General features: G+C 65.5%; 7 protein-coding genes. 5 read left to right on the top strand and 2 right to left on the bottom strand.

Going from position 1 to position 10,831, the window contains the following annotated elements:
• Positions 1 to 9: 9 nt before the first annotated feature.
• Positions 10 to 1,263: an ABC transporter substrate-binding protein gene (locus tag H8B02_RS21910; protein WP_229168173.1), complete on the bottom strand. Its 1,254-nt coding sequence runs from the start codon at positions 1,261 to 1,263 to the stop codon at positions 10 to 12.
• Positions 1,264 to 1,566: 303 nt separating this feature from the next.
• On the bottom strand, positions 1,567 to 2,634 hold the full coding sequence (locus H8B02_RS21915) for a glycosyltransferase family 4 protein (RefSeq protein ID WP_229168175.1): 1,068 nt from the start codon (positions 2,632 to 2,634) through the stop codon (positions 1,567 to 1,569).
• A 319-nt stretch (positions 2,635 to 2,953) separates the two neighbouring features.
• On the opposite strand from H8B02_RS21915, the gene H8B02_RS21920 reads away from it, so the two are divergent.
• The 5 genes from H8B02_RS21920 to H8B02_RS21940 all read left to right on the top strand — a co-directional run bounded on the left by H8B02_RS21920 (position 2,954) and on the right by H8B02_RS21940 (position 10,683).
• The gene (locus H8B02_RS21920; RefSeq protein ID WP_229168177.1) at positions 2,954 to 4,717 is read left to right on the top strand and encodes an ABC transporter ATP-binding protein; all 1,764 of its coding nucleotides are present in this window, start codon (positions 2,954 to 2,956) and stop codon (positions 4,715 to 4,717) included.
• Between the two features lie 87 nt (positions 4,718 to 4,804).
• Positions 4,805 to 7,006, top strand: coding sequence for an amylo-alpha-1,6-glucosidase (locus tag H8B02_RS21925; RefSeq protein WP_229168179.1), 2,202 nt, complete (start codon positions 4,805 to 4,807; stop codon positions 7,004 to 7,006).
• Between the two features lie 45 nt (positions 7,007 to 7,051).
• A complete protein-coding gene (locus H8B02_RS21930; RefSeq protein ID WP_229168181.1) occupies positions 7,052 to 7,567 on the top strand; it encodes a PRC-barrel domain-containing protein in 516 nt (171 codons plus the stop codon).
• 130 nt (positions 7,568 to 7,697) lie between these two features.
• Entirely contained in the window at positions 7,698 to 8,894 is a 1,197-nt protein-coding gene (locus H8B02_RS21935) for an MFS transporter (RefSeq protein WP_229168183.1), read from the top strand.
• A 166-nt stretch (positions 8,895 to 9,060) separates the two neighbouring features.
• A complete protein-coding gene (locus H8B02_RS21940) occupies positions 9,061 to 10,683 on the top strand; it encodes a L,D-transpeptidase (RefSeq protein ID WP_229168185.1) in 1,623 nt (540 codons plus the stop codon).
• Positions 10,684 to 10,831: the final 148 nt, after the last annotated feature.

Consider the following 10,831-nt stretch of genomic DNA (forward strand, 5'->3'; position numbering starts at 1 on the left):
GACCGCGCTTCAGGTCTTCATCAGCGGGGCGCGGGCGTCTTCCTTGGGGAAGATGCTGGCGAGATCGGCATTCTGCCACTGCACGCCGACCGGACGGCCGTAGACGTTCTTGCCGTCCGGGCCGAACTTCACCTTGCCGCCGGGCGCCATCGCAGCAAAGCCCGAAGAGACGTCGAGCGTCGAGAGCGCTTCGCGCACCTTCTTCGGATCGGCGGACGCGGCGCGCTCCAGCGCGTCGGCCAGCATGAAGGTCTGCGCGACCAGGCCCCCGGCATATTCGAAGGCGAACTCGCCGGTGCGCTTCTTGAACTCGACGTTGACCTTCTGCGCATCGTCGTTGACGTCGTGGTTCCAGTGCGCGACGCCCTGCAGGCCCTCGGCTGCCTTGCCGACATTCTTGTAGAAGTCCGGCATCACGAAGCCGCCCGAGCCGCCATTGATCGCGATGTTGAGCCCGACCTGCTTCACGGTGCGGACGATCAGGATGAGGTCGTTGAGATAGGACAGCGAGAACAGCGTGTTGGCGCCGGAGGCCTTGACCTTGTTGATCAGCGGGCTCGCATCGGTGAAGCCGGCCGAGTAGGGCTCGAACATCACGATTTCGACGCCTTCGCCCGGCGCCAGCTCCTTCAGCCCGTTCGAGGTGGAGGTGCCGAATGCGGTGTTCTCGAAGATGACGGCGACCTTGGCCTGCTCGCTGACCAGCTTGGCCATCTGCAGCTGCGCCTTGGCGAATTGCGAGGCGCGCGCGAACGGCGTGAACGTGTAGGTGCGTCCCTTGTTGAGCTGGTCGGAGCTCGATCCTGTGATGATCGGAACGTGAGCGCGCTCGCAAACCTCGCTCGCGATCAAGGTCAGCGCGCTGGCGTAGCAGCCATGGATCGCCGACAGCTTGTTGCCGGATATCAGACGATCGGTCTCGGTGCGCGTCACCGTGGTGTCGCTCTGCACGTCGGAGACGATGAGGTTGAGCTTGGCGCCGCCGAGCGACTTGATGCCGCCGGCCTCGTTGACCATGTCGACCGCGAGCTTCGCTGCTGCGACGCAGCCGACGCCGATCTGCGCCATGCTGCCGGTGCTCGGATAGAGCGCGCCGATATTGATCGGGTCGGCGGCCCAGCCGCGCAGCGGGACGGCGCCGAATGCGCCGGCCGCGAGCACGCCGCCGGTTTTGACCAGGAACTTGCGGCGGTTCAGCTTTGTCCGTGAGGCCTTGGTCGGCGCGGCATTATTAATGGCCGACGGCTTGCGGTCCCCTGTCATGGCGTTCCCCCTGTGCGACGGCGGCACGGTTGCTCCGTCCGCGCGCTTATTATTTTTTGCTCAAGCGGGGCGCATAAGAGCACGTAATTCGGCAATCGCAAAGGCGATATCGGCCGGGTTCATGGGGGAAACGCGTTGCGACTGGTGCGTCGCAACAATCGCGCGACGCGCGCATGTGAGCCGCTTCGCTGCGTGGGAGTTGCCGCCGGATGCGGCGGTATTATTGACAATCGAATGACCCGACGGACCGGCACCGGCTGTGCCGGCCGGCCCGCCGGATCATTCGATCGGCCGCTGCAATGGCTACTCCGCGCTGGCCACCAGCTTGAAGCGCGGCTTGGCTTCCATCAGGCTGCGATAGGCGGCGAGATAGTCGAGCGCCATGCGGCGCGCGGTGAAGCGGGTCTCGAACTGCTTGCGGATCGCGTCGCGGTTGAGCGTCGAAAGCCGGCCGACCGAGGAGATTGCGCTGATCTCGTCCTCGACGATGAAGCCGGTCAGACCGTCCTCGATGATCTCGGGCACCGAGCCGCGGTTATAGGCGATGACGGGCGTGCCGCAGGCCATCGCTTCGATCATCACGAGGCCGAACGGCTCCGGCCAGTCGATTGGAACCAGCAGCCCGATCGCGCCGCTGAGAAAATCCGGCTTCTCGCGGTCGCTGATCTCGCCGATGAACTCGATCAGCGGATTGTTGGTGATCAGCGGCTTGATCAACTCGTCGTAATATTCCTGGTCGGCGCGATCGACCTTGGCGGCGATCTTCAGCGGAATGCCGCAGCGGGTCGCGATCTTGATCGCGCGATCGACGCCTTTCTCCGGCGCGATGCGCCCGAGCACGGCGAGATAGGTTTGCTTGGCCGGTTGCGGCGTCAGCAAATTCTCCGGCAGGCCGTGATGGATGGTGCGCACCCATTGCGCCTGTGGCACCGGCCGCCGCTGGGCGTTGGAGATCGAGATCACCGGGATCTTGGAGAAGGTGTTGAAGACCGGCTGGTGCTCAGGCAGGTCGAGCCGTCCGTGCAGCGTGGTCACGAACGGCGTCGGCTGCCGCGAGAACGCCGACCACGGATAGTAGTCGAGATGGAAATGCAGGAAGTCGAACTCGTCGTCGTCGGCTTTCTGCCGGACGCGTTCCAGCATCACCATGTGCAGCGCATTGGGATCGCGGACGGAGCCGTCGAGGCGCAGTGCCTTCGGCCAGGTCGCATCGAGCTTCGCGGAGGTCTGTGAATCGCCACTGGCGAACAACGTCACGTCATGTCCAAGTGTTACAAGTTCTTCGGTCAGCCAGTGCACGACCCGTTCGGTGCCGCCGTAGAGCTTGGGGGGAACAGCCTCCGTCAGCGGGGCAACCTGCGCGATGCGCATTTCTCCGTCTCCTGTTTGTGATGTGGAAGAATGAACTAGACCCTCAGCCCTCTGTTGGCACCGACATGCCAAAGACGGGAACGTTCTCGCACGTGCGAGGTTCCTTAGATGTGGGAGTTCTGCCGCTTCTTTCTTCCATCACACTGTGGTCTTGCTGATGCCATCACGCTCCAACAGGTTTTTGCCGACGCCAGCGTTGCAAAATTGTTGCGCAGTGATGGCTGCATCAAGGAATCCCGCCGCCGCCCTTCACGTCATCGTGCACGAGAGCTTCGACTGAAATTTTCTCGTTCACCTTCAACAGCTTTTGCAGGACGTCATGGACCATCTGTCAGGATACGCGCATCGCCCGTTCCCCTTTGTGCTGCGCTATCTGCGCCGGCGTCTGCCGTCGCATGTTGTAATCTTGTCGGCCGTTGCCGCGGCTGTTGCCTGCTCGGTAGGCACGCAGTACGGCGTGAAGAATCTGGTCGACGCGTTGTCGGCAGGGCCGTCGGCTGCGAATGGCGTATGGCTGGCATTCGCTTTGCTCATGTCGCTGATCGCCGCCGACAACTTCATGTGGCGGATCGCGAGCTGGACCGCGAGCTACACCTTTGTCAGCGTCTCCGGCGACCTTCGCCGCGACATGTTCCGCCATCTCACCGGCCACGCGCCAAGCTATTTCACCGACCGGTTGCCGGGCATGCTCACCAGCCGGATCACGGCAACGTCGAACGCGGTGTACACCGTCGAGAACATGTTCGTGTGGAACGTGTTGCCGCCTTGCATCGCGACCTTCGCGGCGATCACCCTGGTTGGAACCGTCAGCGTGACCATGTCAGCGGTGCTGATCCTGATCGCGGGAACCATGGTGGTGGCCATGTTCCGCATGGCCGCCGCCGGCAGGCCGCTGCATGACGATTTCGCCAACCGCGCTGCGGCCGTGGATGGCGAAATGGTCGACGTCATCAACAACCTGCCGCTGGTGCGCGCGTTCTGTGGCCTCGGCTACGAGCACGACCGCTTCGACGCAACGGTCAATCGGGAACTCGTCGCGCGCGGCCGTTCCCTGCGCTATCTCGAAAAGCTCCGCCTCGTTCACGCCGGCGTGACCGTCATCCTGACGATCGCGATGCTGGCCTGGGCGCTCTCGCTCTGGCAGCAGGGCCAGGCCACTACCGGCGACGTGGTGCTGGTCTGCACGCTCGGCATCTCGATCCTGAGCGCGACCCGCGATCTCGCCGTAGCGCTGGTCGACGTCACCCAGCACGTCGCACGGCTGACGGAGGCGCTGGCAACGCTGTTGCAGCCGCACGAGCTGAAGGATCATCCGGAAGCCGAGGTGCTGGTGAAGAGCGGCGCGGCGATCGCCTTCAACAACGTCTCGTTCCGCTATCCCGGCGGCTTGCAGGTGTTCGAGCGTTTCAGCCTGCGCATCCAGCCCGGACAGCGGGTCGGTCTGGTCGGGCAGTCCGGTGGCGGCAAGTCAACACTGTTTACCCTTCTGCAGCGCTTCTACGACGTCGAGCAGGGCAACATCACGGTCGACGGCCAGGACATCTCGCGCGTCACCCAGCTGAGCCTGCGCGCGGCGATCTCGGTCGTGCCGCAGGACATCTCGCTGTTCCACCGGTCGATCCTGGAGAACATTCGCTACGGCCGGCCGGACGCCACCGACGACGAGGTGCGGCGGGCGGCGATCGCGGCGCGCTGCGACTTCATCGAGAGCTTGCCGGAGGGCATGAACACCATCGTCGGCGACCGCGGCGTCAAGGTCTCCGGCGGCCAGCGCCAGCGGATCGCGATCGCGCGCGCCTTCCTGAAGGACGCGCCGATCCTGTTGCTCGATGAGGCCACCGCGGCGCTCGATGCGGACTCCGAGGAGGCGATCCGCGAGGCGTTGTCGCGGCTGATGCGCGGGCGTACGGTGGTGGCGATCGCGCACCGCCTCGCGACGCTGCGCAGCTTCGACCGCGTGCTCGTGCTGCAGGGCGGCCGGATCGTCGAGGACGGTCCGCCCGATATCCTCGTGAAGGGAAGGGGTCCCTACCGCGACCTGGTCGCGCGCGAGATGGGCCGCCTCTCCACCAGCGCGGCCTGACCCCGCGTCATCAAGCGTGGTCTTGCGTTCCGGTGGGTGGGTTCGTTCGAGCCAAGCTTCGAGCTAGCAAAGTCGCCAGAGGTTCAGATGGCAGCTGACGTCGTTACGCAGATCATCACTGCTCGCATCACTGAGCACGTCGCCGAATCGCCGTTCTACATTCCGATGACCGGGCCCGCAGCGCGGCCGCGGCGCTCGCTCAAGCATGACGACACTTTCATCGTGCTCGACAGCCATGGCGATATCGGCGCCTCGGCCGGCGGGCCCGATGGCCTGTTCAACGCCGATACGCGCTACCTCGCGCGGCTGGAAGTGGTGCTAGAGGACGTGCAGCCGCTCCTGCTCGGCTCCAACATGCGCGACGACAATTCGGCGCTGACGGTCGATCTCACCAATTCCGACGTCTATCGCGACGGCCGCCTGACCCTGCAGAAGGATACGCTGCACATCGTGCGCTCGATCTTCCTGTGGCGCGGCACCGCCTATCAGCGCATCGGCCTCCAGAACCACGGCGATCTTGCCGCAAGCTTCGATCTCACGCTGCTGTTCGACAATGATTTCGCCGATCTGTTCGAGGTGCGCGGCGAGCGCCGGCCGCGGCGTGGCATCGGCTCTAGCAAGCTGTTGGGGCCGGCCGACGTCGTGCTGGAATATTGCGGCCTCGACGAGCAATCGCGGATCACCGCGCTGCATTTCGATCCGCGGCCGACCCGGTTGTCGGTCAACGCAGCCACCTATCATTTCGATCTCGAGCCGGGGCAGGTGACGTCGCTGTTCGTCGCGGTTTCCTGCAACAAGCCGATCATGCACAAGCCAGTGCCGTTCTTCCGCGGCCTCCTGGCGCATCGCCGCGAGATGCGGAATTCGTCGGCCGACGCGGCCAGCATCGAGACCTCGAACAACATCTTCAACGAGGTGCTGTGCCAGGCGATGGCCGACCTCAACATGCTGATGACGGAGACGCCGCAGGGCCGTTATCCCTATGCCGGCATTCCCTGGTATTCGACGACGTTCGGCCGCGACGGGCTGATCACCGCCTTGCAGATGCTGTGGGTCGATCCGCGGATCGCCAAGGGCGTGCTGAAGCGGCTCGCGCTGTTCCAGGCCAAGGTGGTCGATCCGCTGTCCGATGCCGCACCGGGCAAGATCCTGCACGAGATGCGCGGCGGCGAGATGGCCGCGCTGCGCGAGGTGCCGTTCGCGCATTACTACGGTAGCGTCGATTCGACCCCGCTGTTCGTGCTGCTCGCCGGGCTCTATCTGGAGCGCACCGGCGATTTGGAGACGTTGCGCGAACTGTGGCCGGCGGTCGAGGCCGGCTTGCAATGGATCGACGGCCCGGGCGATCCCGACCGCGACGGATTCATCGAGTATCAGCGCGCCACCGAAGAGGGGCTGCGGAACCAGGGCTGGAAGGACTCCTTCGACGCCATCTTCCACGCCGACGGCGCGCTTGCCGAGGGCAATATCGCGCTGGCGGAGGTGCAAGGCTATGTGTTCGCCGGCAAGCAGTTTGCCGCGCGTGCGGCGCGTAAGCTCGGCTTCGCGGACAGGGCGTTGAGGCTCGACGCCGAGGCCGAGCGGCTGCGGGAGCGGTTCGAGGCGGCGTTCTGGTGCGAGGAGCTCGGCACCTATGCGCTCGCGCTCGACGGCGCCAAGCGGCCGTGCAAGGTGCGCACGTCGAATGCCGGACAGACCTTGTTTTCCGGCATGGTGCGGGAGGATCGCGCGCGCCGGGTCGCCGCCGACCTGATGAGCCAGAAATTCTTCTCGGGCTGGGGCATCCGCACCGTCGCCGTGGGCGAAGCGCGCTACAACCCGATGTCCTATCACGACGGCTCGATCTGGCCGCATGACAATGCGCTGATCGCACTCGGATTTGCCCGCTACGGCCTGAAGCATTCGGTCGCGCATCTGTTCAAGGGCCTGTTCGACGCCGCGAGTTATATGGAGCTGCGGCGGCTGCCCGAACTGTTCTGCGGCTTCCGCCGCGAGCGGCGGCGCGGCCCCGTGCTCTATCCGGTGGCCTGCGCACCGCAGGCCTGGGCGAGCGCGACGCCGTTCACGCTTCTGGAGGCCGCACTCGGGCTGGAGTTCGACACCACGCGCGGCGAGATACGCTTGCGCGATCCGCGGCTGCCTGAATTTCTCAACGACGTGGTGCTGCGCGACCTCAGGCTCGGCGCGTCCAGCGTCGATTTGCGGCTGCGGCGCCACGACGGCGAGGTGTCACTCGAAGTGTTGCGCACGCGTGGCCAGATCCAGGTGTCGATCGTGCTGACGCATTGAGCGTCGTCGCACGGCACACGCGCGCGAAATCGTGGGGAGAGGTATATGCGTCCGAGGATCATGGTGATGCTGGTTGGAGCGGCGCTGCTGACATGCGCGGGTGTCCGCGCCGCCGACGACGAAGCCCAGGCGCCGCCGGCAACTCCTGCGCCGCCAGCAGCCGCTGCACCGAAGGAGCAGGCCAAAGAACCCTCCAAGGAGCCGTCGCCGCCGCCTTCGGTGACCGTGATCGGCGCGCGCGATGCGCACGGCATTCTGGGGCGCGACGTGCGCAGTTCCGCCAATGAGGACATGGGCCGCATCGTCGACGTCATCGTCGATCGCGACGGCAAGGTTCGCGCGGCGGTGATTGATTTCGGCGGCTTTCTCGGCGTCGGCAGCCGGAAGATCGTGGTCGATTGGAACGCACTGCGTTTCGCCGGCGTTTCCAGCAAGAGCGACAGCATCACGCTGGACCTCAACAAGCAGCAGGTGAGCGCTGCGCCCGAATACAAGGAAGATACGCCGCTGATCGTGCTTGGCGCGGCCGGCAATCTTCATCCATGGGACTACGAACATTAGGGGGCTAAAGCTGGTTGCGCGTCCGAACTCTTCCGTCGAGACGGTTGGCGACGGTCGTGGCGAGCGATCAGCCGGCGGCACCAAAATTGTGCCGCTTGTTCCCGGTCAGCCCAGTCCCGGGGAACCGCGTATGCCGTCGCGCGAAAGCCAGCGCGGGCTCGACTGGTTCATCTTCTTCCTGGCCGACGTGCAAACCGGCTTCGGCCCGTTCATCGCGGTCTATCTGACGACGCAGAAATGGACCCAGGTCGAGATCGGCTTCGTGCTCTCGATCGGCGGCATCATCGGCCTGCTGGGCCAGGTGCCCGGCGGCGCGATCGTCGATGCGGCGCGCTCGGAACGGGTCGTTGCGGGCTGGGCGGTTGCCGCCATCGGCGCCGCCGCGCTGGCCTACGCGCTCTGGCCGATCTTTCCGGTGGTGACGCTTGCCGCGACACTGCACGCGCTCGCAAGCTGCGTGCTGGGTCCGGCGATCGCCGCGATCAGCCTCGGCCTGGTCGGGCCGCTGGCGATCGGCGAGCGGCTCGGCCGCAATGCCCGCTTTGCCTCGCTCGGCAGCGGCTCGGCCGCGGCGCTGATGGGCGCCTGCGGCTATTTCCTGTCGAGCCGATCGGTGTTTCTCGTGACCTTCATCCTTGCGATCCCGACGTTGCTGTCGCTGGCGCGGATCCGCGAGCGCGAGATCGACATCGCGCAGGCCCACGGTGAGGTGAAGCGCGAGGTTCCCGACAAACGAGCGACCAGTATCGTCGGTCTGGTGCGACGGCGGTCGCTCTTGATCTTTGCCGGCGCGATGATGCTGTTCCAGCTCGCCAATGCTGCGATGCTGCCGCTGATGGCGGGCGTCGTCACGACACGGTCGAGCCAGTGGGCGCCGGTCCTGATCGCCGCCTGCATCATCGTGCCGCAGGCAATCGTCGCGCTGTGCTCGCCGTCGGTCGGCCGCAAGGCCCAGGCTTGGGGGCGGCGGCCGCTGCTGCTGCTTGCATTCGCCTCGCTCGCGATCCGCGGCCTGTTGTTCGCAACGGTGCGGGATCCCTATCTGCTGGTCATGGTGCAGGTCTTCGACGGCATCACCGCGGCAATCTTCAGCGTCATGGTGCCGCTGATCGTGGCCGACGTCGCGTTCGGCAGCGGCCATTTCAACCTGGCGCAGGGCATTGTCGGAACCGCGGTCGGCATCGGCGCGTCGCTCAGCACGGTGCTTGCCGGCTATGTCAGCGACAAACTCGGCAGCAGCACCGCCTTCATGGGCCTGGCCGGCGTCGCCGCGCTGGGGCTGTTCGTGATCTGGCTGGTGATGCCGGAGACGCGGCGGACGGCATGACGCAGGCAGGTTTGGCGCGCCCCGGCACCCTTCCTCGTGCATGCGCCGTCATATATGAGTGATTTGCTGGCGGAACGAGCCGATAGTCCGGTGGATTAATCAATCCAAAATCGTGATCTGGTAGGGATCGACGCAGCGCGGGCAGGCATTTCGACCGAGGAATCGCATGGTAAATCGAACGACGACGGCGCAAATCACCCGAGCGATGCGGCATTGGGGACCTCCCGCCTTTGTGACGTTCGCCGCGATGGTCACATTTGCGTCACTGACCGGCGGCGTCGCTGCAAAGCAGCAGCGCCCTGCGGCAACGGTCGAGGCGACCGCGCCGCGCGCCGCGGGCGAGCCGATCATGGCGATCGTGTCGATCAAGGCCCAGAAGGTGACCTTCTACGACGCCGACGGCTGGATCTACCGCGCGCCGGTGTCGAGCGGCGTCAAGGGACGCGAGACGCCGGCCGGCGTCTTTGCGCTGATCGAGAAGGACAAGGACCATCACTCGACGCTTTATGACGATGCCTGGATGCCGAACATGCAGCGCATCACCTGGAACGGCGTCGCGCTGCATGGCGGCCCGCTGCCCGGCTATGCGGCCTCTCACGGCTGCGTGCGGATGCCCTACGACTTCGCCGAGAAGTTGTTCGACAGGACGCGAATCGGGATGCGGGTGATCATCGCGCCGAACGACCCGGCGCCGGAGAATTTCACCCATCCGGCACTGTTCGTGCCGAACGCCCAGGCCATCGCGGCTGCTCCGGCGCGTGCCGAGACGCTCGCCCGCGAAGCCGCGGATGCCGCCAAGCTGGCCGACGAGGCCAAGAAGGCTTCTGCGGCCGCGACCAAGGAAGCTGCACTGTTCACGCCGGCATCATTGCGCAAGCTGGAAAAGGCCAAGACCCGTGCCGACGCCGAGCTTGCGTTCGCCGACAAGACGCTCGCCAATGCCAAGACCGACCAGGCCAAGGCGCGCGCCGAGGATTTGAAGCAGAAGGCCGCCGCCAGGGCCGCGGAAGCGACGACGCAGTTCGAGGCGGCCCAGGGCGACGCCAAGCCGAAGCTCGACGCAGCGGCCGCGGCGAAGGACGCGGCCAAGGCGGCCGAGACCAAGAAGGCCGACACCCAGAAGGCGGCGACCGAAGCGAAGCTCGCGCTCGAGCCGGTCTCTGTCTACATCAGCCGCGCGACGCAGAAGCTTTACGTCCGGCGCAACACCCATAAGCCGTGGGCGGATGGCGGCGAGGTGTTCGATTCAAGCATCGAGGTTCCCGTCACCATTCGCGATCCGGACCAGCCGATCGGCACGCATATCTTCACGGCGATGGCGCGCAACGACACCGGCCTGCGCTGGACCGAGGTGACGATCGACGACGGTGACAACGCCAAGAACGCGCTCGACCGCGTCACCATCCCGCAAGATGTGCTGGATCGCATCGCGCCGACCGCCGTGCCGCGCTCGTCGATCATCATCTCGGACGAGCCGCTGAGCGCCGAGACCAACTACCGCACCGAGTTCGTTGCTGTGCTGAGCAACCAGCCCCAGGGTGGTTTCATCACACGCAAGCCGACCAGGCCGATGGAAACCGACGACATGGTTGCGAGCGGGGACGGGGACGGTTTCGGTTTCTTCTCTCAGCGCAGCTGGAATCCCCAGTCCGGCACCCAGTACGGCTATCCCCAATACGGCAATCCTCAGGCCCCGACCCAGTACGGTTCCCCGTATGGCAATCCTCAATCCGCCAATCCGCGCCGGCGCGGCGGCCTGTATTACTGGCAATCGCAACAGGACTGGTAGTAGGGCGCTGCCGAAGGATCAGACAGCACGCTGAGCGTCGGACGGCGGCGTGACACCGCCGTCCAATCGCGTTGGCGCCGTTACGGACGAGCTTCCAGGATCAGGTTGAACGGCGTTTCCGCCGCGCGGCGGAAGCGCGAGAAGCCAC

Source organism: Bradyrhizobium altum (assembly GCF_020889705.1).
Taxonomy (GTDB): domain Bacteria; phylum Pseudomonadota; class Alphaproteobacteria; order Rhizobiales; family Xanthobacteraceae; genus Bradyrhizobium; species Bradyrhizobium altum.